The organism is Sulfitobacter sp. IGS-18 (genome assembly GCF_059628195.1).
Genome location: NZ_CM184556.1, coordinates 2,953,608 through 2,976,820 on the forward strand (window position 1 = coordinate 2,953,608; position 23,213 = coordinate 2,976,820).

Consider the following 23,213-nt stretch of genomic DNA (forward strand, 5'->3'; position numbering starts at 1 on the left):
CTTGCGGCACGCCCCCGTTTTCTCTGACAGGTCAGAGCAGCTTACATCATGCCGCCCATGCCGCCCATGCCACCCATGTCGGGCATGCCGCCGCCGTTGCCGTCTTTCGACGGACGATCGGCAACCATGGCTTCTGTGGTGATCAGCAGACCGGCGATGGATGCCGCGTCCTGCAGTGCTGTGCGCACAACCTTGGCCGGGTCGATCACGCCGAACTTGAACATGTCGCCATATTCTTCGGTCTGCGCGTTGAAGCCGAACTTCAGGTCGCTGCTTTCGCGGATCTTGCCGGCAACAACCGAACCGTCCACGCCGGCGTTTTCAGCGATCTGACGCAGCGGTGCTTCCAGTGCCTTGCGCACGATGGAGATACCGACGTTCTGATCGTTGTTCGCACCGGTCAGGCCGTCCAGCGATTTGGCTGCCTGAACCAGGGCCACACCGCCGCCGACGACGATACCTTCCTGCACAGCCGCACGTGTCGCGTTCAGGGCGTCATCGACGCGGTCCTTGCGCTCTTTCACTTCGACTTCGGTCATGCCGCCGACGCGGATGACGGCAACGCCGCCTGCCAGCTTGGCAACACGTTCCTGCAGCTTCTCACGGTCGTAGTCGCTGGTGGTCTCTTCGATCTGGTTGCGGATCTGGGCCACGCGTGCCTCGATCTCGGCCTTTTCGCCAGCGCCGTCGACGATTGTGGTTTCGTCCTTGGTGATGGTGACTTTCTTGGCCGAACCCAGCATGTCCATGGTGACGGATTCAAGCTTCATGCCCAGATCTTCGGAGATGACCTGACCGCCGGTCAGGATCGCGAGGTCCTGCAGCATCGCCTTGCGACGATCGCCAAAGCCCGGTGCCTTCACGGCTGCGATTTTCAGACCACCGCGCAGCTTGTTGACCACGAGGGTCGCCAGCGCTTCGCCTTCCACGTCTTCAGAGATGATCAGCAGCGGCTTTTGCGACTGGATCACCTGCTCAAGCAGCGGAACCATCGGCTGCAGCGAAGACAGTTTCTTCTCGTGCAGCAGGATGATGGCATCTTCCAGCTCGACGGTCATCTTGTCGGAGTTGGTGACGAAATAGGGGGACAGGTAGCCGCGGTCGAACTGCATGCCTTCGACGACGTCGGTCTCTGTTTCCAGACCCTTGTTTTCTTCGACGGTGATCACGCCTTCGTTGCCGACTTTCTGCATCGCATCGGCGATCTGACGGCCGATTTCTGCTTCGCCGTTGGCGGAGATGGTGCCGACCTGTGCAACTTCGTCGCTGTCGGTCACGTCACGGGCCGCTGCACGGATCGCTTCGACAACCTTGGTGGTCGCCATGTCGATGCCGCGCTTCAGGTCCATCGGGTTCATCCCGGCGGCAACCGATTTCATGCCTTCCTTGACGATGGCCTGCGCCAGCACGGTGGCGGTTGTTGTACCGTCGCCTGCTTCGTCATTGGTACGCTGGGCCACTTCCTTGACCATTTGCGCGCCCATGTTTTCGAACTTGTCCTCAAGCTCGATCTCTTTCGCCACGGAAACACCGTCCTTGGTGATGCGCGGTGCGCCGAAAGATTTGTCCAGAACCACGTTGCGGCCTTTCGGGCCCAGCGTGACTTTCACCGCGTCGGCAAGGATGTTCACACCCTTGAGCATGCGGTTACGTGCGTCAGTCGCGAATTTGACGTCCTTAGCAGCCATTTTGTTTTCTCCTCTTGAGAGTTCTTGTTCAGTTCAGTTCAGCGATCAGGGTTCAGAGCGGCCGGATGGCTTACTCGATGATCCCCATGATGTCGCTTTCCTTCATCATCAGCATTTCCTGACCGTCGACGGTCACTTCGGTGCCGGACCATTTGCCGAACAGGATCTTGTCGCCTGCCTTGACGGCCGGTGTGATCAGTTCACCGCTGTCCTTGCGGGCGCCTTCGCCCACGGCAACAACTTCGCCTTCGGAGGGTTTCTCTTTTGCGCTATCGGGGATGATCAGCCCGCCAGCAGTTTTCTCTTCGCTTTCAGTGCGCTTTACCAGCACGCGGTCGTGAAGCGGTTTCAATGCCATCTTTGTAGCTCCTTAACGCTCAAAGTTTCTCCCAGTCGCCCGTTTGTCCGGGCCGTTATCACTCAACATGGTCGAGTGCTAACGGCGCATAGCTAGGGTTCGGATGAAGCCGAGTCAACCATTGGTTTGTGGAAAATTTTATTGTGCCGGGAGTGGCGCGGTGGTTTCGCTGAAACTAAGCATACAGGCCTTGCATTCAAGGGATGTTCTGCGGTCTCCAAACCGAGTTCAGAGGTGCGGAGGGTCCCGATCTTTTCAAAAAGATCGGCTCGGAGTTTTCAAAAACTCCGACACCACCAAATCCAGCCCCGCCTTCCCGAAACCGATCTTTTCAAAAAGATCGCTCCGGAGTTTTCAAAAACTCCGGCACCGTCAGGTCCCCAGGACCCTTCCGCTGACCGCAACCGCCTCTGCGCCCGCCGGGGTCAGGCCATAGACCCCCTTCTCGACCTTCTCGAACCAGCCATAGTGGTTGTCGCGCATCATCGTGGTCGCGCGTGCGACGCCGGTTTCCCGGGCCACATCCGCGCCCCGGCTGGCCCCGACCTCGAACAGGTAGACCGCCAGCTTCAGCGTGTCCTGCCGGTAGGCGGTGACCAATCCCGCCCGCGTCTGCCCGCCATCATTGGGGTCACCCTGCCGCCGCGCGAATTCGCGCAGCAACATTGCCTGCCGCCTGGCCGATTTGCGCGGGGTATAGGGGCCGGGATCGCAATGGACCTCGACCAGCCCGTCGGACAGCCGCACGGTGATCAGCCCCAGACCCAGCCGCCGCGCCAGCGCGGTATTCGCCTTGATCGCCTTGGCAAACCGTTTGCCCGGCTGGCGCGCCACCGCCAGATAGATGTCATCGCTGACCTTGAGCCGTTCAAGGCACTGGTGAAACAGCGCCAGTGAAAACCCCAGCTTCAGCTCGATGATCAGGGGCGGTTCCGCACCGCGCACAGCCATCACATCCGCCGCGCCGACTTCGGCCTTCACCACATAGCCCTGATCTTCCAGATAAGCCTTGATCGGGGGGTAAAGATCGGTTTCTCGCGGTTGCGTCATGGCGCCAGAGTGACCTATTTCGCCCGCCCTTCCAAGCCGCTATGATCGCTTGATGACCCGTGATGACCTGAATCGATTCTGCGCCGCGATGCCCCAGGCGACCCATGTGGTGCAATGGGGCAATGCGGATGTCTACAAGGTGGGCGGCAAGGTGTTCGCCATCATCGGCTTGGGCGAAAGCGGAGATACCGTGACCTTCAAGGTGTCTGAACTGGCGTTCGAAGTGCTCTCCGACAGCCCGGGGCTGCGCCCTGCCCCCTACATGGCCTCGCGCGGGTTGAAATGGATCCAGCAATATGGCCAGCCGGGCCTGTCGGATGACAGCCTGCGCGAACATATTGCAGCCTCATACGACATGGTCGTGGCCGGGCTGAGCAAGAAGCGGCGCAGCGAACTGGGGCTGTGATGCTGCGCCGCAGCATGACGGGGTGACAAGCCAGGGCACTCCCCCTATAAGGCGCGCGAACCCACCGTTTCAATCGCAGGAAAAATTGCATGACAACGCTCGTTTTCGGTCACAAATCACCCGACACCGACAGCACCGGCTCCCCCATCATCTGGGCGTGGTATCTGAACCATGTCCACGGCGTCGACGCCGCCCCCGCCCTGCTGGGCGCGCCCAATACCGAAGCGCTGTTCATGCTGGACCATTGGAAGCTGGACAAACCGCAGATCATCGACGGCGTCAAAGACGACCAGCCCGTCGTGATCGTGGACACCAACAACCCCGCAGAGCTGCCCGACAACATCAACAACGCCGACATCAAGGCGATCATCGACCATCACAAACTGGTCGGTGGGCTGGAAACCAAGGGGCCGATCCACATCAACATCCAGCCTTTGGCCTGCACCGCGACCATCATGTACAAGGCCATCGGTGACGACATGGCGCAGATGCCAACCGAGATCAAAGGCGCGATGCTGACCTGCATCCTGTCCGACACGCTGGAATTCCGCAGCCCGACCACCACCCCCGAAGACGAGGCCATCGCCAAGGCGCTGGCCAAGGATCTGGGCATCGACATTGCCGAATATGCCGCCAGGATGTTCGCGGCCAAGTCGGACGTATCCTCTTTCTCCGAAGCAGAATTGCTGCGGATGGACAGCAAGGAATACGAAGTTGGCGGCAAGCAGTTCCGCGTCTCTGTCCTTGAAACCACCTCGCCCAAGAGCGTCCTGGACCGCAAGGATGCGCTGATGGCCGCGATGCCGGGCGTCGCGACCGAGGACGGCGCCGACCAGGTGCTGCTGTTCGTCGTGGACATCCTGAACGAGGAAGCGACCATGCTGATCCCGAATGAGCTGAGCAAGACCGTTGCCGAGAAAAGCTTTGGTGCCTCCGTCTCCGGCGATACGGTGGTTCTGCCCGGCATCATGAGCCGCAAGAAGCAGATCATCCCGAACCTCAAGGTCTGATTGTAACGGCGGGGGCCGGCACGCCACGCCCGGCCCCTGCGTCACACGGTTTCCTATTCACCGGGAATCGCCTATGGCTGCGGCAATCGCCAAGGAGAACCCCATGAACCGTATCATCACCAGCCTTTCCCAGGTTTCTGCGCAATATGATGCGTTGTTTGTCGATCTCTGGGGCTGCGTGCACAACGGTGTGACGGCCTTTCCCGAAGCGGTGGCAGCGCTTCAGGCCTATCGTGCATCGGGTGGCAAGGTCATCCTGGTGACCAATTCGCCCCGCCCCCGTGCCGGGGTCGAAAGGCAGCTGGTGCATTTCGGCGTACCGCAAGACGCCTGGGATTCCATCGCCACCTCCGGCGATTCCGCGCGCGCCGCGATGTTTCGCGGCACCGTGGGCCAGAAGGTCTGGTTCATCGGCCAGCCCGGCGAGGAGAAGTTCTTTGAACCGCTCAGCATCCAGAAAAACCCGATTGAGGTCACACAGGTGCCCCTGGACGCGGCCGAAGGGATCGTCTGTACCGGCCCCAAGGATCCTTTTGCCGACCCCGAGGTCATGCGTCCGGAATTTGAAGCGGCGATTGCCCGCGGCCTGAAACTGCTCTGTGCCAATCCCGACATTGTCGTGGACCGGGGCGAGGAACGCGAATGGTGCGCCGGGGCGCTGGCGCAGCTCTACACCGAAATGGGGGGCGAGAGCCTTTATTTCGGCAAACCGCATCCGCCGATCTATGACCTGGCGCGGCGCCGCCTGACCGCGCTCGGCACCGAGGTCCCCGACGACCGGATTCTTGCCATCGGCGACGGTATCCTGACCGACATCAAGGGCGCACAGGGCGAAAACATCGATTCGCTCTTTATCACCGGCGGTCTGGCCGCGAGTGAGACCCAGACCGGCAGACAGCCGAATCCGGAAGCGCTCAGGGCCTTTCTGGCAAGGGATGTCTACGATCCTACCTATGCAATCGGGTTCCTGCGGTAGAAAAAGACTTGCGTTTCTGCGCCTGCGAAGTAATTAAGTTGCCAGAAGTTCGCTCTTTGCGGCACTTTATTACTTAGGGGGACGGTATGTTGGACAACTTTCCGCGCGGAACCATTGTCATAGAAGACATTGAAATCGGCATGTTCCGCTATATCCGCAAGGAAGTGACCGATGCGGATATCGAGATGTTCGCGACCGTCTCGACCGACCGCAACCCGGTGCATCTGGATGACGATTACGCGCAGGACACCATCTTTCAGGGCCGCATCGCCCATGGGATGCTGACGGCGGGTCTGATCTCTGCCGTGATCGGGGAACAATTGCCGGGGCATGGCACCGTCTATCTTGGCCAGTCGCTGAAGTTCCTGCGCCCGGTGCGCCCGGGCGACGAGGTTTATGCCGAGGTGAAGGTGACCGATATCGACATGTCCAAACGGATCGTCCGGATGGACTGCCATTGTTCGGTCGAGGGCAAGAAGGTCCTGATTGGTGAAGCCACGGTTCTGGCCCCCTCGCGCAAGTTCGACTGAGGCACCGGCACCCCAGCCCGGACTTTTTGGAAGATTGGAATTGGCGTGTCTTGCCCTCCCCCTGAGGGGCGGCTAGGCAAGAGCCATGCAAATCTTGCGCGATTATCAGTTCGTAGAAGTCGCCGACCGTGGCGCAACCGCCGCCATCGGAAATTTCGACGGGGTCCATCGCGGCCACCTGTCCGTGATCGAACTGGCCCGCGCGGCGGCACCGGATGCCCCTTTGGGGATTGTCACATTCGAACCCCACCCGAGAGAGTTCTTTGCCCCCGATGCCCCCCCCTTCCGGCTGATGGGCCGCGTCGCCCGCGCCCACCGGCTGGAGAAGCTGGGCGTCAAGAAGCTCTATGAACTGGCCTTCAACAAGAACCTTGCCGCGCTCAACCCCGAAGCCTTTGCCGCCGATGTGTTGCGCGACGGGCTGGGGCTGAAGCATGTGGTGGTTGGTGCGGATTTCTGCTTTGGCAAGAACCGTGCCGGCACGGCGCAGGACCTGGAACGGTTCGGCCGCGACATGGGATTTGGCGTGACCATCGCACCCCTTATGGAAAACGACGACAAGACCGTGTCGTCCACCGCGATCCGACAGGCGCTGACGGACGGCGAACCGCGTGTCGCCGCCGCAATGCTGGGCCATTGGCACCGCATCGAGGGCCCCGTGATCGGCGGTGAACAGCGCGGCCGGGAGTTGGGATATCCGACGGCCAACATGTCCATTGACGGGCTGCATCCGCCTGCTTTCGGGGTCTATGCCGTTCTGGTCGATGTGCTGGAAGGGGCGCACGCCGGGTCTTATCACGGCGTGGCAAGCCTTGGCGTCCGGCCCATGTTCGGGCAGAACAAGGCGAACCTTGAAACATTCCTCTTTGATTTCAAGGGCGATCTCTATGACACGCCCCTGTCGATTGCGCTGGTCGATTACCTGCGCGGTGAAGAGAAATTCGACAGCCTTGATGCGCTGATCACCCAGATGGATGCAGACAGCGCCGAGGCACGGCGCATTCTGGCGGCGCTGTGAGCGATCCCATCCTCCGCAACGGCCTGCGCCCCCGGTTCTGGGAGACAACGCCGCTGACGAAAATGACGCCCCGTGAATGGGAGGCGCTCTGCGACGGCTGCGGCAAATGCTGCCTGAACAAGCTTGAAGACGAGGACACAGAGGAAGTCGCCCTGACCCGTGTCGCCTGCCGTCTGCTTGACGATGCCACCTGCCGCTGCGCCCATTACGAGAACCGGCACGAATTTGTCCCCGATTGCATCGTGTTGCGCCCCGACAACCTGGACACCCACGCATACTGGATGCCGCAGACCTGCGCCTATCGGCTGCTGTGGCAGGGCAGGCCCCTGCCCGACTGGCACCCGCTGATCACCGGCACCGCGCAATCGGTGCACGACGCCGGCGTGTCGGTTCAGGGCCGCACTGTTTCGGAATTTGATGTCCCCTTCGAAGAATGGGAAGACCACATCATAGAGGAGTAGCACCGTGTTTTTCAGCTCTGACAATGCCGGTCCCGTGCATCCCGCGATCATGGAGCGGATCGTGGCGGACAACGCCGGGTACCAGATGCCCTACGGCAAGGACACCATCATGGACGAGGTGCGCGACCGTCTGCGCGACATCTTCGAAGCGCCGGAGGCCGCGGTCTATCTGGTGGCCACGGGAACGGCGGCAAATGTGCTGGCGCTGGCGTGTTATGCGCAGCCCTGGCAAACGATCTTCTGCTCCAGCGTGTCGCACATCCATCAGGACGAATGTAACGCGCCCGAATTCTACACCGGCTCGGCCAAGCTGACCCTGGTGGAAACGCAGAGCAAGATGTCGCCCGAAGGTCTGGAGGCCGCGATCTCCGGCCAGAAGCCCGGCAACGTTCATGGCGCCCAGCCGGGGCCGGTCTCCATCACGCAGGTCACGGAACGGGGATCGGTCCACAGCATTGCCGAACTGCAGGCGCTGACGGCAGTGGCCAAGGCGCATGACTTGCCCGTGCATCTGGATGGCGCGCGCTTTGCCAATGCGCTGGTATCGCTTAATTGTTCCCCGGCGGAAATGACCTGGAAGTCCGGTGTCGACGTGGTCAGCTTTGGCGGCACCAAGAACGGCTGCATGGGTGTGGAGGCGGTGATCTTCTTTGATCCTGATAAGGCCTGGGAATTCGAATTGCGCCGCAAACGCGGGGCGCATCTGTTTTCCAAGCACCGCTATCTTTCGTCACAGATGGCGGGCTATCTCGCGGATGACCTCTGGCTGCGCATGGCGCGGCAGGCCAATGACAATGCGGCATATCTGGCCGATGGCCTGCGCAAGGCGGGTGCGACCTTCCTGCACGAACCTCAGGCCAACATGATCTTTGCCAGCTGGCCGCGTGCGGTGCACCGCAAGCTGCACGAGGCCGGGGCGCGCTATCACCTCTGGGGCGGCAGCCTTGAAGGGGCGGATGACGAAATGGTCGCCGCACGCCTTGTCTGCGACTGGTCCCTGCCCCGCGACCAGATTGATGCCTTCCTCAGCCATTTCTAGGCCGGTGCCGTCAGGCTCAGACCGTATCCAGGAATTCCTTCCAGATCACCGCTGTCTGCCTGGGGTGGCTGATCGGGGCCATATGTCCCGCGCCCGGCACAACAGCCTGCCGCGCATTGCGCATCCGGGCGGCCAGACCGTCATTGGTCGCAATGATCGCGGGATGGGCCTGCTCTCCGCGAAGCACGAGGGTCGGCATACGCGCTGCATCCAGACCGCCCGGTTGCAGTAACCCGCGGTCGTCGTCGTAAAGCACATCGCGGCTGCCCGGCACCACATGAACGCCACGCGTCATTGCGGCACGGGTCCGCTCCGGCAGGCTGTCCCAGGCCGGGGCCTGATCGCTCCACATCCTGTTGAAGACCCGCGCGCCGGCCTCCGCATCTCCGCTGTTCATCGCCTTTGTGAAGGGCAGTGAATGGCTTTCATAGGCGGCAACGGTGTCAGGCGCATCCTGCCGTGCGATGGCGAAAAAGACCGGTTCGATCACCGTCAGGCTGCGCACCCTTTCGGGATAGGACACCGCGATGCGCAGCGCGGTCATGGCGCCGAAGGAATGGCCGATCACATCCATCGGCGCATCATCCATCGCGGCAACCGAAGAGGCCACCGCCGTATCGCTCAGGTGGCTGACCCCGTCCCAGTCATCGCTCTTGCCATGGCTGGGCATATCGGGCGCGACAAATGTGACCTCTCCGTCCAGGGCATCGACCATCCCCGCCCATGCGCCGCCAAATGCCAGCGTGCAATGCAGCCCCAGCACCCGGCGCGGACCCTGGCCCAGGGTCCGCACATGGGCGTGGAAGCCGGGTTGTGGGGTCACAGATCGCCTGCAAGATACAGGTCGATGTCGGCAATCCGGTCCTGCCCCCAGAACCGCTGATCGCCCACGAAATAGAACGGTGCGCCAAAGACGCCGCGCTCCACCGCTTCCTCCAGGTTGCGGGCATAGGTCTCTGCCCCTTCCAGCAGACCGCTGTCTGCCAGTTCGGGGTCGAACCCCGCCTCGGTCAGGCAGGCGCGGATCACGTCATCCTCAGCGATGTCCTTTTCCTCGGCCCAGACCGCGCGGGTGATCACATGCGCCAGCTTGCCCAGGTCACCGCCGCCGGCATTCTGCGCCGCGATGAACGCATAGGCTGCGGGCGCCCCATTCGTGGGCCAATGCGCAGGCTGCAGATTAAAGGGCATGCCCAGCTTCTTTGCCTGCCGGACCAGTTCCTGCGCCCGGTATTCGATGCGGCTGATGTGCCGGTCCTTGGGGGCTGTGCCCCCGGTCCGGGCAAAGGCGCTGACGATGTCGAAGGGCTTGTAGTTGATCGTTGCGCCATGTTTCCGGGCCACCTCTTCGAGCCGGGTGCCGGCAAGGTAGCAATAGGGGGACAGTGTCGCGAAAAAGTAGTCGATCTGGGACATTTGGCGTTCCTTGAGGGGCTGATAGCTTGGTGGCACCGTAGCTGCGTGCTAAGCGAGGTTCAACGACACGAATCTGTCATATTCCCGCTGCCACGGAGACCCTCCCATGCCCCGCACTTCCGAGCCCAAGCTTATTTCAGGCAATGCCAACATGCCGCTGGCCAAGGCGATCGCACGGCGGATGTCGCTGCACCGGGGTGTCAACGTGGGGCTTGTCGATGCACGGGTGGAGCGGTTCAACGACGGCGAGATTTTCGTGGAGGTGTTCGAAAACGTGCGCGGCGAGGATATGTTCATCATCCAGCCCACGTCGAACCCGGCCAATGACAACCTGATGGAACTGCTGATCATGGCCGATGCCCTGCGCCGGTCCTCGGCTGCACGGGTCACTGCGGTGCTGCCCTATTTCGGTTACGCCCGGCAGGACCGGCGGACCAAGGCGCGCACGCCCATCACTGCCAAGATGGTGGCAAACATGCTGGTCGGCACCGGGATCGAGCGGGTTCTGACCATGGATCTGCATGCGGCACAGATCCAGGGGTTCTTTGATATCCCGGTGGACAACCTTTATGCCTCTCCGGTCTTTGCGCTGGACATCGCGAATGCCTTCAAGGACCGCATGGACGAGCTGATGATCGTCAGCCCTGATGTGGGTGGCGTGGCGCGGGCGCGCGAATTGGCCAAACGCCTGAACGCCCCGCTGGCCATCGTGGACAAGCGCCGCGAGAAAGCCGGGGAAGTCGCCGAGATGACCGTGATCGGCAATGTGACCGACAAGATCTGCCTGATCGTCGATGACATCTGCGACACTGCCGGCACCCTTTGCAAGGCCGCCGAAGTGCTGCTTGAGAACGGGGCGAAGGAAGTGCATTCCTACATCAGCCACGGTGTCATGTCCGGCCCGGCGGTGGACCGCGTCACCAAATCGGTGATGAAGTCGCTGGTGATCACCGACAGCATCCAGCCCACGGAAGAGATCAAGAAAGCCGCAAATATCCGCATCGTGCCAACGGCGCCGATCTTTGCCCAGGCGATCCTGAACATCTGGAACGGGACCTCTGTGTCATCGCTGTTCGAGGCCAATACGCTGGGCCCGATCTATGACGGAATGTACGCGGCGGAATACGCCACCCGCTGACCGGACACGCCCGCAACAACTTCGGGTTTGAGCATCTGAGGGCCTTCTGACCCGAGCCCCGGGCGCAGAGATAGGCTGTCACCGGAACGCTATTCGACGTCCCAGTCGCCTTCGTCGCTCAGATGGCCGATGGCAATCCAGGAAATGCGCATCCGCGCGACCCGCGTGTCGCCCCAGGTTCTGAAAACCATGTCGAAACCGGATTTCGTAACGGATTCCGCGCTGATGTCCGCGCGCATGACTGTTGTCGCGTCTAGATCCCACAACGACGGGGAAAGCTGGACCGTGGGCGGCTCCAGATAGGTTTCGGAAAATCGAATATGCCGCCTGCGCTCGCGCTGGCCGCGCCCGGTCCACATCGCCCCCCCGTCTTCGTAATCCGAAAACAGGATGACATCGCCGCTGTCCACACCGGTCGTATGACTTCTTAATCTTTTCATGGGTATATTATGGCCTGAAAGTGGCGTCGATCAAAGCCGGATTATGCGCCTTCAACCCCAGGTATCGGGTTGTTATCACGTCGATTTCCGGCTTCGGGTATTCTGTGTGGCCAACATGGCGTTCAAAGCGGGCCGCTTTGCGACCCAGGGCCGGAAACCCTGATCCCCCCGTCCGCCGTTGCCCTGCATCCGGAACAAAAAAGCCCCGCTATTGCAGGGCTTTTCCTTGGAATGTCGATGACTTCAAAGATTTGGTTGCTTTGAAGACAGGCCAATCTCGCCGCCAACCGCCACCATGTCGGCGAGCAGCTTGGCCGCGTCGTCAACCGGTCCCGGCTCGTTCTCGAAGGCTTCCTTTGCCCTGGAATAGACATGAGTGGCCTCTTCGATCATCTCATCGAGATGTTCCTGGGTCATGTCACCCTTGGGCACGGCACGCTCGGCCAGAACCGATACACCACGGCTGCTGATCTCGGCGAAACCGCCGGTTACAACGTATTCCGCCGTGCCTTCCGGCCCTTCGACCGACAACACGCCGGGGCGCAGGGTGGTGATGGTGGGGGCATGCCCCTCCATCGCTGTCATGTCGCCATCGGCACCGGGGATTTGCACGGAGGTGACCTGCAAGGAGGCCAGCCGCCGCTCGGGCGACACCAGATCGAATTGCATTGTGTCTGCCATCAGTCAGGCTCCCTCAGGCTGCTTCAGCAGCCAGTTTTTCGGCTTTCGCCTTCACTTCTTCAATGCCGCCTACCATGTAGAACGCACCTTCCGGCAGGTGGTCATATTCACCGGCCACAACCGCCTTGAAGGACGCAATGGTGTCTTCCAGCGGCACCTGCACACCGTCGGACCCGGTAAAGACCTTGGCCACGTCGAAAGGCTGGCTCAGGAAACGTTCGAGTTTACGGGCGCGGGCAACGGTCATCTTGTCGTCTTCGGACAGTTCGTCCATGCCGAGGATCGCGATGATGTCCTGAAGCGACTTGTAGCGCTGCAGGATCTGCTGCACGTCGGTCGCAACCTTGTAGTGTTCCTGACCGATGATCTGCGGATCCAGCAGGCGCGAGGTGGAACCCAGCGGGTCCACAGCCGGATAGATACCCTTTTCAGAGATCGCACGGTCCAGAACGGTTGTCGCGTCAAGGTGCGCAAAGGATGTCGCTGGCGCGGGGTCGGTCAAGTCATCCGCAGGCACGTAAACGGCCTGAACGGAGGTGATCGAACCGTTCTTGGTCGAGGAGATGCGTTCCTGCATCTGGCCCATGTCGGTCGCCAGCGTCGGCTGGTAACCCACCGCCGAAGGAATACGGCCGAGCAGAGCCGAAACCTCGGAGCCCGCTTGCGTGAAGCGGAAGATGTTGTCGACGAAGAACAGAACGTCGGAACCGGATTCGTCGCGGAACTGCTCGGCCAGGGTCAGGCCGGACAGGGCAACACGCATACGCGCACCGGGAGGCTCGTTCATCTGACCGTAGACCAGCGCAATCTTGGATTCCTGCAGGTTGTCAGGGACGATAACGCCGGATTCGATCATCTCGTGGTACAGGTCGTTGCCCTCACGGGTACGTTCGCCCACGCCCGCGAAAACGGACAGGCCCGAGTGCACCTTGGCGATGTTGTTGATCAGTTCCATGATCAGAACCGTCTTGCCCACGCCGGCACCGCCGAACAGACCGATTTTACCACCCTTGGTGTAGGGGGCCAGCAGGTCGATCACCTTGATGCCTGTGGTCAGGATTTCGGTTTCGGTGGACTGCGCGTCAAACGAGGGCGCTTCGCCGTGGATGGCGCGGGTCTCGTCGGTTTCGACCGGGCCCTTCTCGTCAACCGGCGCGCCGGTCACGTTCAGGATGCGGCCCAGTGTGGCCTTGCCGACGGGCACCTGGATGGGGGCGCCGGTGTCGGTGACCTTGCCGCCGCGCACGAGGCCTTCGGTGGCGTCCATCGCGATGGTCCGCACGGTGTTTTCGCCCAGGTGTTGCGCCACTTCGAGAACCAGCGTCTTGCCCTGGTTTTCGGTGTGAAGGGCGTTCAGGATCTCGGGCAGGTTGTCTTCGAACTGCACGTCAACGACGGCGCCGATGACCTGAGTAATTTTGCCGACTGCTTGTGCCATGTCGTTTCTCCGATATTGCTTACAGCGCTTCCGCGCCGGAAATGATTTCGATCAGCTCGTTCGTGATGACGGCCTGACGGGAACGGTTGTATTCGATTGTCAGGTCTTCGATCATCTCGCCCGCGTTGCGTGTGGCGTTGTCCATGGCGGACATGCGCGCGCCCTGTTCAGAGGCCGCATTCTCCAGCAGACCCGAGAAGATCGCCGTGGCGACACCGCGCGGCAGAAGATCGGCCAGAATGGCCTCTTCGCTCGGCTCGTAATCGAACAGGGTGCTGGCGCTGTCGGCCTCGCCCTCTTCGAAGGTCGCCGGGATGATCTGCCTGGCCTGCGGGACCTGGCTGACCACGTTCACGAATTCCGCAAAGAACAACGTGGCGACATCGAATTCGCCCGCGTCGAACCGGTTCAGAACGTCCTTGGCAATGCCCTGTGCATCGGCGTAGCTCAGGCGCTTCACCTCTGACAGATCGACATGGCCGACCAGGTGTTTGCCAAAGTCGCGGCGCAGCTGGTCACGGCCCTTTTTACCGACAGTGAGGATTTTCACCTCTTTGCCGGCGCCGAGCAGATTTTGCGCGTGTACCTTGGCCTTCTTCACGATGTTCGTGTTGAAACCGCCGCACAGCCCCCGCTCTGACGTCATGACGATCAGCAGGTTCACCTTGTCCGACCCGGTGCCTGTCAGCAGCTTGGGAGCGCTGTCGCTGTCGCCGACCGAAGCCGCCAGCCCCGCCATCACGGCATTGAACCGTTCGGCATAGGGGCGTGACATTTCGGCAGCCTCCTGCGCGCGGCGAAGTTTCGCCGCGGCAACCATTTGCATGGCCTTGGTGATCTTGCGGGTCGATTTGACCGACGAGATCCTGTTTTTAAGGTCCTTGAGATTTGCCATTGGCTTATCTCTCCTTAAGCGAAGTCTGCGGCGTAAGCGTCGAGCGCAGCTTTGATCTTGTCTTCCAGCTCGTCTTTCACCTTGCGGTCATTGTTGGTGATGTCCTTGAGCAGATCGGCGTTCTTGGAACGCAGGTGCGACAGGAGCCCCTGTTCCCAGCGACCAACTTCGGTGACTTCCAGCTTGTCGAGGTAGCCATGTGTACCGGCGTAGATGACGCAGACGATTTCCGCGTTAGACAGCGGCGAATACTGCGGTTGCTTCATCAGCTCGGTCAGACGCGCACCGCGGTTCAGCAGGCGCTGGGTGGCGGCGTCGAGGTCGGAACCGAACTGCGCAAAGGCAGCCATTTCGCGGTACTGAGCCAGCGACAGTTTCACCGGACCTGCAACCGAGGACATCGCCTTGGTCTGGGCCGAGGACCCAACGCGGGACACCGACAGACCGGTGTTCACGGCGGGGCGGATGCCCTGGTAGAACAATTCGGTTTCCAGGAAGATCTGGCCGTCGGTGATCGAGATCACGTTGGTCGGAATAAAGGCCGACACGTCGCCGCCCTGGGTTTCGATGATCGGCAGCGCCGTCAGCGAGCCGTTGCCAGCGTCGTCGCCCAGCTTGGCCGAACGCTCCAGCAGACGGGAGTGCAGGTAGAAAACGTCGCCCGGATAGGCTTCACGGCCCGGCGGGCGGCGCAGCAGCAGGGACATCTGGCGGTAGGACACGGCCTGTTTGGACAGGTCATCATAGACGATCAGGGCGTGACGGCCGTTGTCGCGGAAGAATTCCGCCATCGCTGTCGCGGCATAGGGTGCCAGGAACTGCATCGGCGCGGGCTCGGACGCGGTTGCGGCAACAACGATGGAATAGGCCATCGCGCCGGTGTCTTCGAGCTTTTTGACCAGCTGGGCCACGGTGGACCGCTTTTGACCAATCGCAACGTAGACGCAGTACATCTTCTTGCTTTCGTCGCCCTCTGCGGCGTCGTTGACCTGCTGCTGGTTCAGCATCGCGTCAAGCGCGACGGCAGTCTTGCCGGTCTGACGGTCACCGATGATCAGTTCACGCTGGCCACGGCCAATCGGGATCATGGAGTCAACGGCCTTGAGGCCGGTTGCCATCGGTTCATGCACCGATTTACGCGGGATGATGCCCGGCGCCTTCACATCGGCAACGCCGCGCTGCTTGGCGTTGATCGGACCCTTGCCGTCGATCGGGTTGCCCAGACCGTCCACAACCCGGCCCAGCAGTTCGTTGCCAATCGGCACGTCCACGATGGAGTTGGTCCGCTTGACGGTGTCGCCTTCCTTGATGTCCCGGTCGGAACCGAAGATCACGACGCCGACGTTGTCGGATTCAAGGTTCAGGGCCATGCCCTGAATGCCGCCGGGGAATTCAACCATCTCACCGGCCTGAACATTGTCCAGCCCGTAGACGCGCGCGATGCCGTCACCGACGGACAGCACACGACCGACTTCGGCAACCTCGGCCTCTTGGCCGAAATTCTTGATCTGGTCCTTCAGGATTGCAGAAATCTCTGCGGCTTGGATACCCATTTATCCGACCTCTTTCATTACGTTCTGGAGGGAATTGAGCTTAGAGCGGATCGACGTGTCGATCATCTTGGAGCCCACTTTGACGATAAGACCGCCGATGAGGCTCTCATCAACGGTCGATTGAAGTGTTACGGCTTTGCCGGTGTTCGCGGTCAGCGATTTTGCCAGCTTGTCAGATTGCGTCTTTGTCAGCGCCTTGGCGGAGGTCACCTCGACAGTGACTTCACCCTTGTCCTCGGCGATCTGGGCGCGCAGCGTCTTGACCAGCTGGGGCAGGACGAACAAACGCCGCTTTGTCGCCATCAGCGACAGCGTGTTGGTCATGATCGGGGACAGTTTCATCTTCTTGGCAATTGCGGAAATCGCAGCGCCCTGCTGGTCACGGGTATAGACCGGCGAATGGATCAGGTTGCGGAAATCTTCGCTGTCATTCAGCGCGTCGCTCAACGCGTCCAGGTCGGCTTCGATGCCTTTGACCTTTTTGCCATCCTTGGCCAGATCATAGACCGCCGAGGCGTAGCGCTGTGCGATACCGGTGGAAATCGAAGCTGTTTCGGACACGTCCATCCTCTCAAAAATCTGTCCGGATATGCGAAAGAAGTCGCGTCACCGGTTCGTTGGCGCGGCTTGAATAGGCTCAAGACGTCTAAATCAGGTGCCATGTAGCAGAGCACTTCCCTGCCCGCAACACAGTATAGTGCGGCTTTATGACCTGCATATCCCTTTATTTAGGACACGGATAGCACTCTGCGTTTTTTTGCGGGTCGCGCCCTGGTCGTTTGTTCAAACCATGGGCGGGGCGGCGAATCTCCTTGCGGCTTCCGGGGTGCGGCCCGGCGCAGCGGCCCCATGATGCGCTAGGTTTGCGATAGTCCGCAGTGATCTGCAGCAATTGTTTCATCGGAGGCAACGACTTGCCCGGTTTTTGACCAGACATTTGACAGAGGGTCGCTTATCGGTTGCCATGGTCTCTCCTGTTTTGTTTTAGGGGATTCCCATGCTTGGTCTCACACTTCTGCCGCTGCTCGGTGTTGGCCTTTTGCTGATGGCTTTGAACGATGACGACGACACGGTGGACACGCCCGATCCGGACCCTTCCGACGATGTGGTCAATGGCACGGAGGGTGACGACATTTTGTCAGCCGTTGGCTCGGAAACCGTAAACGCGGGCGACGGCAACGACAGCCTGACCGCCACCGACACGTCTGATGGGGCCGTTCTGAACGGCGATGACGGGCGCGACGACCTGCGCGCGGGTGGCAACGCGCCGACCCTGAACGGCGGCGAGGGCAACGACAGCCTGTACAACGACGATGCCGTGGACGCGGTACTGAACGGCGACGGCGGGGATGACTTCTTTGGCCTACAAACCGACCAGGACCTCGAAGCGAACGGCGGCACCGGCGACGACAGTTTCGAAGCCTTCGTCGAAGGCGGTGACCTGCGCCTGAACGGCGGCGACGGCAATGACGATTTCTACATCGGCGGCGAGGGCGGCACCATTCACGGCAACGCAGGTGACGACGTGATTTACAGCGAATCCGCCGGGGCCGAGGTCTTTGGCGACGCGGGAGATGACGATATCGGGGTGCGTGTGGTGCTTGATGACGGAGCCGCAGCCGCAGCCAGCACCCTTTCCGGCGGTGGCGGGTCCGACAGTTTTACCATCGACCTGTTTGACGCGGCGCAGCCGGGCGCAACGGATGCCGCCGACCTGGGCATCGTGGCCCATATCTCCGACTTTGATCCGCAGGAGGACAGTCTGGTCCTTGATCTGCGCGAAACCGGCAGTCAGGTGACCACAATATCGACAGAACCTGCGGCGGATGGCTCCTATCTGGATGTCACTGTCGAGGTGGCCCCTTCTGCCACCGCGTCAGCGCAGACCTTTACCGTTCGCATGACGGGTGTGACCGCGCTGGAGGCCGATCAGATCGTGATCCGCGAACCCGATCCCGATCCGGTGGCGGCATAGGCTTTTCCGGCAGGCGAAGGTCAGCCCCCTAGGTCCGGGCGCTGCTCACGGCGGGCTCGGTGAGCCCGTCCAGCACGCTGATGCGCTTGCGGTTCCTTTGCGTCCGGCCCTTGGGCGGATAGACCAGCTTTGTGGCCTCAACCATGAATGCGCCCCCGGCAAAGATGGTCGGCACATGCCGACCGATCCGTTCGAACAGGCCGGAGGATTTCATCCAGATACGTTGCTGCGAGGGGATCTGGTAAAGCGCGCCGACCTGGCGCTCAGGCAGAAGCTGATGCTTGCGCAGCTGCGCGTCGAGCTGCCCCGGCGAATAGGGTCGCCCATACCCGAAAGGCGTCCGGTCCCGCCGCGCCCAAAGCCCGGCGCGGTTCGGCACGATGAACAACGCCTTGCCCCCCGGCCCCAGCACCCGCCAGCATTCCTCCAGCAAGTCCGAGGGCCGCTCTGACGTTTCCAGTCCGTGCAGCAACACCAGCTTGTCCACATGCCCGGTCTCGATCGGCCAGAGCGTTTCCTCGGTCAATACGGAGGTATTCGGCATGCCCGCAGGCCAGGGCATCACCCCCTGCGGTCCTGGCATCAGCGTCATTACCCGTCGCGCATCGTTCAGGTAGGGGCGCAGCAGCGGCGCGGCAAAGCCGAAGCCCACCACGGTCTGGCCCTTGGCCTCCGGCCACAGCCCCAGCATCCGGGTGCGCAGGGATTTCTGCGCCGCACGCCCCAACGTGCTGCGGTAGTAGAAATTACGCAGGTCCTGAACATCAAGATGCATTGCAGCCCATCGTCGTGAATGTCACTCTGGCCCTGACCTTACCAACAGGAGAGAGGAATACACCATGCCCTTTGATCTGATTACAATTCCCTGCCTGTCCGACAACTATGCATACCTGCTGCATGACGAAGCCACCGGCGAGACTGCCTGCATCGACGTGCCCGAAGCAGGCCCGATCAAGGCGGCGCTTGAGGATCATGGCTGGACCCTGTCACAGGTGTGGCTGACGCACCATCACTGGGACCACGTCGATGGGCTGGCCGACCTGCTGGCGGATCACCACGCCTCTGTCGTGGGTGCGGCGGCAGACGCCCACCGGATGCCGGAGCTCAATGTCCCGGTAAAGGAAGGCGATACCGTCAAGCTGGGCAGCCTCACCGCGCATATCCTGGATGTATCGGGCCACACGGTTGGCCATATTGCCTTTTATGTGCCGGGTGCCAGCGCCGCCTTTACTGCCGACAGCCTGATGGCGCTTGGCTGTGGCCGCCTGTTTGAAGGAACGCCCGCGCAAATGTGGGATTCCATGCAGAAACTGATGAAACTGCCCGGCGATACGACCATCTGTTCAGGGCATGAATACACCGCATCCAACGCAAAATTTGCGCTGACTGTTGATCCGCAGAATGACGCTCTTATATCAAGGGCCAAGGCCGTTGAGGACGCCCGTGCCAAGGGTCAGCCAACGGTACCATCGCAACTCTCAACCGAACTCCAAACCAATCCCTTCCTGCGCCCCGCCGACCCCGGCATTCGCGCGAACCTGGGGATGCCAGACGCTTCGGACAGCGACGTCTTTGCCGAAATTCGCAAGCGCAAGGACAATTTCTGATCGGGCGCGCCGCTGCATTGCATGTGCAATGCCCTGGACCGCTCCGATCCGTCAGCAAACCTGCCGCATCTGACGCCAAAACGACGCTATCACGGTCTTTGTGAAGAGAATTTTCAAGAAAATGCTTGAAGCCGGGCCATGATCAACCAAACTCTAATACTATGAGGCCATGGTCGGACCGGGGCCCTGTTATTCCACAGCCCCCTGCCGACCCCGATCGAAAAGGAGCACCTCGTGCCTTCATTCTCGAATACGCTTGAGCAAGCAATTCATGCAGCGCTGGCCCTGGCCAATGCCCGCCGCCACGAATTCGCGACTCTGGAACACCTTTTGCTGGCCCTGATCGACGAACCCGATGCCGTCCAGGTGATGAAGGCATGTTCGGTCGATGTTTCCGAACTGCGCGACACGCTGGTCGAATTCGTGGACGAGGACCTGAGCAACCTTGTCACCGATGTCGACGGCTCCGAAGCTGTGCCGACAGCCGCGTTCCAGCGCGTGATCCAGCGTGCCGCAATCCATGTCCAGTCGTCCGGCCGGACCGAGGTGACGGGCGCGAATGTGCTGGTCGCCATCTTTGCGGAACGTGAATCAAACGCCGCCTATTTCCTGCAGGAGCAGGACATGACCCGCTATGATGCGGTCAACTACATCGCGCATGGCGTGGCCAAGGACCCCGCCTATGGCGAGCAGCGCCCGGTGGCCGGCGCGCCGGAGCATGAGGAAGAACCCCAGGGCGTGACCGAGGGCGACAAGAAGGAATCCGCACTCGCCAAGTATTGCGTGGACCTCAACGCCAAGTCGCGTGAGGGCGACATTGACCCGCTGATTGGCCGCGAGGCCGAAGTGGAGCGTTGCATTCAGGTGCTGTGCCGCCGCCGCAAGAACAACCCGCTTCTGGTGGGCGACCCCGGTGTGGGCAAGACCGCCATCGCCGAAGGGCTCGCGCGCAAGATCGTGGCGGGCGAGACGCCGGAAGTGCTCTCCAAGACCACCATCTATTCGCTCGACATGGGCGCGTTGCTGGCCGGAACCCGGTATCGCGGCGATTTCGAGGAACGGTTGAAAGCCGTGGTTTCGGAACTTGAGGCGCATAAGGACGCCGTCCTTTTCATCGACGAGATTCACACCGTGATCGGTGCGGGCGCGACCTCGGGCGGTGCGATGGATGCCTCCAACCTGCTGAAGCCCGCGCTTCAGGGGGGCAAGCTGCGCACCATGGGCTCCACCACCTACAAGGAGTTCCGCCAGCACTTCGAAAAGGACCGCGCGCTGAGCCGCCGGTTCCAGAAGATCGACGTGAACGAACCTTCGGTCGATGACGCGGTGAAGATCCTGCGGGGCCTGAAACCCTATTTCGAGGATCACCACTCGGTCAAATATACCTCCGACGCGATCAAGACGTCGGTGGAACTGGCACACCGCTATATCAACGACCGCAAACTGCCGGATTCGGCCATCGACGTCATTGACGAGGCCGGTGCAGCCCAGCATCTGGTCGCTGCCTCCAAGCGCCGCAAGACCATCGGCACCAAGGAGGTCGAAGCCGTGGTGGCCAAGATCGCCCGCATCCCGCCCAAGAACGTATCCAAGGACGATGTTGTGGTGCTGAAGGATCTGGAAGCCTCGCTCAAACGCGTGGTCTTTGGCCAGGACAAGGCGATCGAGGCGCTGTCCTCTGCCATCAAACTGGCCCGTGCGGGCCTGCGCGAACCGGAAAAACCCATCGGCAACTATCTCTTTGCCGGGCCGACCGGTGTCGGCAAGACCGAGGTGGCCAAACAGCTGGCGGATACGCTGGGTGTGGAACTGCTGCGCTTCGACATGTCGGAATACATGGAGAAACACGCGGTCTCCCGCCTGATCGGCGCGCCTCCGGGCTATGTCGGCTTTGACCAGGGCGGCATGCTGACCGATGGTGTCGACCAGCACCCGCACTGCGTGCTGCTGCTGGACGAGATGGAAAAGGCGCACCCGGATGTCTACAACATCCTGTTGCAGGTGATGGACCACGGCAAGCTGACCGACCACAACGGCCGGACGGTGGATTTCCGTAATGTGGTGCTGATCATGACCTCGAACGCGGGTGCCGCGGAACAGGCCAAGGAAGCCATCGGATTTGGCCGCGACCGCCGCACAGGCGAGGATACGGCGGCAATCGAACGCACCTTCACGCCGGAATTCCGCAACCGTCTGGATGCGGTGATCAGCTTTGCACCGCTGCCCAAGGAGGTGATCCTGCGTGTGGTCGAGAAGTTCGTGCTGCAGCTTGAGGCACAGCTGATGGACCGCAACGTGACCATCGAGCTCAGCAAGAAGGCCGCCGAATGGCTGGCCGACAAGGGCTATGACGACAAGATGGGTGCGCGCCCGTTGGGCCGCGTGATCCAGGAACACATCAAGAAGCCGCTGGCCGAAGAACTGCTGTTCGGCAAGCTGGCCAAGGGTGGTGTGGTCAAGGTCGGCGTCAAGAAGGACGAACTGTCGATCGAGGTTCTGGGGCTGGAAAACAAGCGTCTTTCGGGCAACAAGCCCCCGCTCCTGACCGCCGAGTGATCCGTCAGGGCCTGACGGCCCTGATACTGCCCTTCGCCGGTCCCGCACTGGCGGAGGGTTTGCTTTTGCAGTCGCCCGTGGCCTGCGACCTGGGTCAGACCTGCTACATCCAGCAATATATGGACCGTGATCCCGGCCCCGGCGCCACGGATTTCACCTGCGCGGGCCTGACCTATGATGGTCACAAGGGAACCGATTTCGCCCTGCCCACCCTGGCGGATATGGCTTCGGGCGTCGATGTGCGCGCCGCGGCACCCGGCATCGTGGCGGGCGTTCGCGACGGGATGGATGACCTTGGTTATACGCCCGAACGCCGCGCCGAACTTGCAGGGCGCGAATGCGGCAACGGGGTGCTGATCCGGCATGAGGGGGGCTGGCAGACCCAGTATTGCCACCTCAAACAGGGCAGTATCGCCGTCAGCCAGAACCAGACCGTCGAAACCGGCACCGTCCTGGGGCAGATCGGCCAGTCCGGCAATGCCGCCTTTCCACATGTGCATCTTTCGGTGCGCGATCCCGATGGCGCTTCGGTTGATCCCTTCGATCCGGATGGCACGCTGAGCTGTGACACGCCCGGCGACAGCACGCTCTGGGCCGACCCGCCCGCCTACCGCCCCGGCGGGCTGCTGAACCTTGGGTTCTCGGACGCGGTCCCCGACTATCAAAAGGTCAAGGCGGGAGAGGCCACCGCGGACAGCCTGCCCGTGGACGCCCCGGCGCTGGTGGTCTTCGCCTATTTCTTTGGCCCGCGCGCGGGCGATATCCTGCAGCTGGAGATGACCGGCCCCGCCGGACAGGTCATCGCGGACGAGATCAAGCTGAGCAAGACCCAGGTCAAGGCATTCCGGGCAATCGGCAAACGGCGCAGCAGCGCGCCCTGGCCTGCCGGGCGTTATACCGGCACGGCGGTGCTGCTCCGGGACGGCGCGCCAGTGGACCGCATGACTGCGGAGATTTCCCTGCGCTGATCGGCTCCGG

The 23,213-nt window shown here is 61.5% G+C and carries 24 protein-coding genes; 12 read left to right on the top strand and 12 right to left on the bottom strand.

What is annotated here, in order from left to right:
• Positions 1-41 precede the first annotated feature (41 nt).
• From groL to ACWNZ3_RS14210, 3 genes are all read right to left on the bottom strand, one after another.
• The gene (groL, locus tag ACWNZ3_RS14200) at positions 42-1,688 is read right to left on the bottom strand and encodes a chaperonin GroEL (RefSeq protein WP_269361223.1); all 1,647 of its coding nucleotides are present in this window, start codon (positions 1,686-1,688) and stop codon (positions 42-44) included.
• Positions 1,689-1,758: 70 nt separating this feature from the next.
• Positions 1,759-2,046 carry a co-chaperone GroES gene (groES, locus tag ACWNZ3_RS14205; RefSeq protein ID WP_269361225.1) on the bottom strand — a complete coding sequence of 96 codons (288 nt, stop codon included), beginning with the start codon at positions 2,044-2,046 and terminating at the stop codon, positions 1,759-1,761.
• 372 nt (positions 2,047-2,418) lie between these two features.
• Positions 2,419-3,096: a DUF2161 domain-containing phosphodiesterase gene (locus ACWNZ3_RS14210; protein WP_496900351.1), complete on the bottom strand. Its 678-nt coding sequence runs from the start codon at positions 3,094-3,096 to the stop codon at positions 2,419-2,421.
• A gap of 52 nt (positions 3,097-3,148) precedes the next feature.
• Here ACWNZ3_RS14210 and ACWNZ3_RS14215 point away from each other — a divergent pair, with 52 nt between their 5' ends.
• The 7 genes from ACWNZ3_RS14215 (at position 3,149) to ACWNZ3_RS14245 (ending at position 8,536) form a co-directional block, all read left to right on the top strand.
• Positions 3,149-3,502, top strand: coding sequence for an MmcQ/YjbR family DNA-binding protein (locus ACWNZ3_RS14215; protein ID WP_496900352.1), 354 nt, complete (start codon positions 3,149-3,151; stop codon positions 3,500-3,502).
• Positions 3,503-3,591: 89 nt separating this feature from the next.
• Positions 3,592-4,512 carry a manganese-dependent inorganic pyrophosphatase gene (locus tag ACWNZ3_RS14220; RefSeq protein WP_496900353.1) on the top strand — a complete coding sequence of 307 codons (921 nt, stop codon included), beginning with the start codon at positions 3,592-3,594 and terminating at the stop codon, positions 4,510-4,512.
• 103 nt (positions 4,513-4,615) lie between these two features.
• The gene (locus tag ACWNZ3_RS14225) at positions 4,616-5,488 is read left to right on the top strand and encodes a TIGR01459 family HAD-type hydrolase (protein ID WP_496900354.1); all 873 of its coding nucleotides are present in this window, start codon (positions 4,616-4,618) and stop codon (positions 5,486-5,488) included.
• Positions 5,489-5,574: 86 nt separating this feature from the next.
• The gene (locus ACWNZ3_RS14230; RefSeq protein WP_114275166.1) at positions 5,575-6,018 is read left to right on the top strand and encodes a MaoC family dehydratase; all 444 of its coding nucleotides are present in this window, start codon (positions 5,575-5,577) and stop codon (positions 6,016-6,018) included.
• 85 nt (positions 6,019-6,103) lie between these two features.
• Positions 6,104-7,036: a bifunctional riboflavin kinase/FAD synthetase gene (locus ACWNZ3_RS14235; protein WP_496900355.1), complete on the top strand. Its 933-nt coding sequence runs from the start codon at positions 6,104-6,106 to the stop codon at positions 7,034-7,036.
• Complete coding sequence (locus ACWNZ3_RS14240) at positions 7,033-7,497, top strand: YcgN family cysteine cluster protein (protein ID WP_496900356.1); 465 nt, start codon at positions 7,033-7,035, stop codon at positions 7,495-7,497. Before ACWNZ3_RS14235 ends, ACWNZ3_RS14240 begins: the two co-directional genes overlap by 4 nt.
• 4 nt (positions 7,498-7,501) lie before the next feature.
• Entirely contained in the window at positions 7,502-8,536 is a 1,035-nt protein-coding gene (locus tag ACWNZ3_RS14245) for a threonine aldolase family protein (protein WP_496900357.1), read from the top strand.
• A gap of 16 nt (positions 8,537-8,552) precedes the next feature.
• On the opposite strand, the gene ACWNZ3_RS14250 is transcribed toward ACWNZ3_RS14245, so the two are convergent.
• Together ACWNZ3_RS14250 and ACWNZ3_RS14255 are read right to left on the bottom strand one after the other, a co-directional pair.
• Positions 8,553-9,359 carry an alpha/beta fold hydrolase gene (locus ACWNZ3_RS14250; protein WP_496900358.1) on the bottom strand — a complete coding sequence of 269 codons (807 nt, stop codon included), beginning with the start codon at positions 9,357-9,359 and terminating at the stop codon, positions 8,553-8,555.
• Positions 9,356-9,952: a 2-hydroxychromene-2-carboxylate isomerase gene (locus ACWNZ3_RS14255; RefSeq protein WP_496900359.1), complete on the bottom strand. Its 597-nt coding sequence runs from the start codon at positions 9,950-9,952 to the stop codon at positions 9,356-9,358. The genes ACWNZ3_RS14250 and ACWNZ3_RS14255 overlap by 4 nt, the downstream gene beginning before the upstream one ends.
• Positions 9,953-10,058: 106 nt before the next feature.
• On the opposite strand from ACWNZ3_RS14255, the gene ACWNZ3_RS14260 reads away from it, so the two are divergent.
• A complete protein-coding gene (locus ACWNZ3_RS14260; RefSeq protein WP_114275172.1) occupies positions 10,059-11,090 on the top strand; it encodes a ribose-phosphate pyrophosphokinase in 1,032 nt (343 codons plus the stop codon).
• 89 nt (positions 11,091-11,179) lie between these two features.
• Here ACWNZ3_RS14260 and ACWNZ3_RS14265 read toward each other — a convergent pair whose 3' ends face one another.
• The 6 genes from ACWNZ3_RS14265 to ACWNZ3_RS14290 all read right to left on the bottom strand — a co-directional run bounded on the left by ACWNZ3_RS14265 (position 11,180) and on the right by ACWNZ3_RS14290 (position 16,658).
• Positions 11,180-11,530 (bottom strand): H-type lectin domain-containing protein, encoded by a 351-nt coding sequence (locus tag ACWNZ3_RS14265; protein WP_114275173.1) that lies wholly within the window; start codon positions 11,528-11,530, stop codon positions 11,180-11,182.
• 243 nt (positions 11,531-11,773) lie between these two features.
• The gene (locus ACWNZ3_RS14270) at positions 11,774-12,211 is read right to left on the bottom strand and encodes a F0F1 ATP synthase subunit epsilon (RefSeq protein ID WP_114275174.1); all 438 of its coding nucleotides are present in this window, start codon (positions 12,209-12,211) and stop codon (positions 11,774-11,776) included.
• A gap of 13 nt (positions 12,212-12,224) precedes the next feature.
• Positions 12,225-13,649 (bottom strand): F0F1 ATP synthase subunit beta, encoded by a 1,425-nt coding sequence (gene atpD, locus ACWNZ3_RS14275; RefSeq protein WP_269361248.1) that lies wholly within the window; start codon positions 13,647-13,649, stop codon positions 12,225-12,227.
• Between the two features lie 19 nt (positions 13,650-13,668).
• Positions 13,669-14,544, bottom strand: a complete 876-nt coding sequence (locus tag ACWNZ3_RS14280; protein WP_496900360.1) for a F0F1 ATP synthase subunit gamma — start codon at positions 14,542-14,544, stop codon at positions 13,669-13,671.
• Positions 14,545-14,558: 14 nt separating this feature from the next.
• Positions 14,559-16,097, bottom strand: coding sequence for a F0F1 ATP synthase subunit alpha (atpA, locus tag ACWNZ3_RS14285; RefSeq protein WP_269361251.1), 1,539 nt, complete (start codon positions 16,095-16,097; stop codon positions 14,559-14,561).
• The gene (locus ACWNZ3_RS14290) at positions 16,098-16,658 is read right to left on the bottom strand and encodes a F0F1 ATP synthase subunit delta (RefSeq protein ID WP_274573881.1); all 561 of its coding nucleotides are present in this window, start codon (positions 16,656-16,658) and stop codon (positions 16,098-16,100) included.
• A gap of 436 nt (positions 16,659-17,094) precedes the next feature.
• Here ACWNZ3_RS14290 and ACWNZ3_RS14295 point away from each other — a divergent pair, with 436 nt between their 5' ends.
• Positions 17,095-18,072, top strand: coding sequence for a calcium-binding protein (locus ACWNZ3_RS14295; RefSeq protein WP_496900361.1), 978 nt, complete (start codon positions 17,095-17,097; stop codon positions 18,070-18,072).
• Positions 18,073-18,100: 28 nt separating this feature from the next.
• Here ACWNZ3_RS14295 and ACWNZ3_RS14300 read toward each other — a convergent pair whose 3' ends face one another.
• Positions 18,101-18,847, bottom strand: coding sequence for a methyltransferase domain-containing protein (locus tag ACWNZ3_RS14300; protein ID WP_496900362.1), 747 nt, complete (start codon positions 18,845-18,847; stop codon positions 18,101-18,103).
• 64 nt (positions 18,848-18,911) lie between these two features.
• Between ACWNZ3_RS14300 and gloB the strand changes: the two genes are divergently transcribed.
• From gloB to ACWNZ3_RS14315, 3 genes are all read left to right on the top strand, one after another.
• Positions 18,912-19,679: a hydroxyacylglutathione hydrolase gene (gloB, locus tag ACWNZ3_RS14305; RefSeq protein WP_114275181.1), complete on the top strand. Its 768-nt coding sequence runs from the start codon at positions 18,912-18,914 to the stop codon at positions 19,677-19,679.
• Between the two features lie 234 nt (positions 19,680-19,913).
• The gene (clpA, locus tag ACWNZ3_RS14310) at positions 19,914-22,235 is read left to right on the top strand and encodes an ATP-dependent Clp protease ATP-binding subunit ClpA (protein ID WP_496900363.1); all 2,322 of its coding nucleotides are present in this window, start codon (positions 19,914-19,916) and stop codon (positions 22,233-22,235) included.
• A complete protein-coding gene (locus tag ACWNZ3_RS14315; protein ID WP_496900364.1) occupies positions 22,232-23,203 on the top strand; it encodes a M23 family metallopeptidase in 972 nt (323 codons plus the stop codon). Before clpA ends, ACWNZ3_RS14315 begins: the two co-directional genes overlap by 4 nt.
• The last annotated feature ends 10 nt before the right edge of the window (positions 23,204-23,213 follow it).

Excerpts from the sequence above, each read along its gene's own strand:
- groL (WP_269361223.1), bottom strand. The coding sequence starts at position 1,688 with ATGGCTGCTAAGGACGTCAAATTCGCGACTGACGCACGTAACCGCATG.
- groES (WP_269361225.1), bottom strand. The coding sequence starts at position 2,046 with ATGGCATTGAAACCGCTTCACGACCGCGTGCTGGTAAAGCGCACTGAA.
- ACWNZ3_RS14210 (WP_496900351.1), bottom strand. The coding sequence starts at position 3,096 with ATGACGCAACCGCGAGAAACCGATCTTTACCCCCCGATCAAGGCTTAT.
- ACWNZ3_RS14215 (WP_496900352.1), top strand. The coding sequence starts at position 3,149 with ATGACCCGTGATGACCTGAATCGATTCTGCGCCGCGATGCCCCAGGCG.
- ACWNZ3_RS14220 (WP_496900353.1), top strand. The coding sequence starts at position 3,592 with ATGACAACGCTCGTTTTCGGTCACAAATCACCCGACACCGACAGCACC.
- ACWNZ3_RS14225 (WP_496900354.1), top strand. The coding sequence starts at position 4,616 with ATGAACCGTATCATCACCAGCCTTTCCCAGGTTTCTGCGCAATATGAT.
- ACWNZ3_RS14230 (WP_114275166.1), top strand. The coding sequence starts at position 5,575 with ATGTTGGACAACTTTCCGCGCGGAACCATTGTCATAGAAGACATTGAA.
- ACWNZ3_RS14235 (WP_496900355.1), top strand. The coding sequence starts at position 6,104 with ATGCAAATCTTGCGCGATTATCAGTTCGTAGAAGTCGCCGACCGTGGC.
- ACWNZ3_RS14255 (WP_496900359.1), bottom strand. The coding sequence starts at position 9,952 with ATGTCCCAGATCGACTACTTTTTCGCGACACTGTCCCCCTATTGCTAC.
- ACWNZ3_RS14260 (WP_114275172.1), top strand. The coding sequence starts at position 10,059 with ATGCCCCGCACTTCCGAGCCCAAGCTTATTTCAGGCAATGCCAACATG.
- ACWNZ3_RS14265 (WP_114275173.1), bottom strand. The coding sequence starts at position 11,530 with ATGAAAAGATTAAGAAGTCATACGACCGGTGTGGACAGCGGCGATGTC.
- ACWNZ3_RS14270 (WP_114275174.1), bottom strand. The coding sequence starts at position 12,211 with ATGGCAGACACAATGCAATTCGATCTGGTGTCGCCCGAGCGGCGGCTG.
- atpD (WP_269361248.1), bottom strand. The coding sequence starts at position 13,649 with ATGGCACAAGCAGTCGGCAAAATTACTCAGGTCATCGGCGCCGTCGTT.
- ACWNZ3_RS14280 (WP_496900360.1), bottom strand. The coding sequence starts at position 14,544 with ATGGCAAATCTCAAGGACCTTAAAAACAGGATCTCGTCGGTCAAATCG.
- atpA (WP_269361251.1), bottom strand. The coding sequence starts at position 16,097 with ATGGGTATCCAAGCCGCAGAGATTTCTGCAATCCTGAAGGACCAGATC.
- ACWNZ3_RS14295 (WP_496900361.1), top strand. The coding sequence starts at position 17,095 with ATGCTTGGTCTCACACTTCTGCCGCTGCTCGGTGTTGGCCTTTTGCTG.
- ACWNZ3_RS14300 (WP_496900362.1), bottom strand. The coding sequence starts at position 18,847 with ATGCATCTTGATGTTCAGGACCTGCGTAATTTCTACTACCGCAGCACG.
- gloB (WP_114275181.1), top strand. The coding sequence starts at position 18,912 with ATGCCCTTTGATCTGATTACAATTCCCTGCCTGTCCGACAACTATGCA.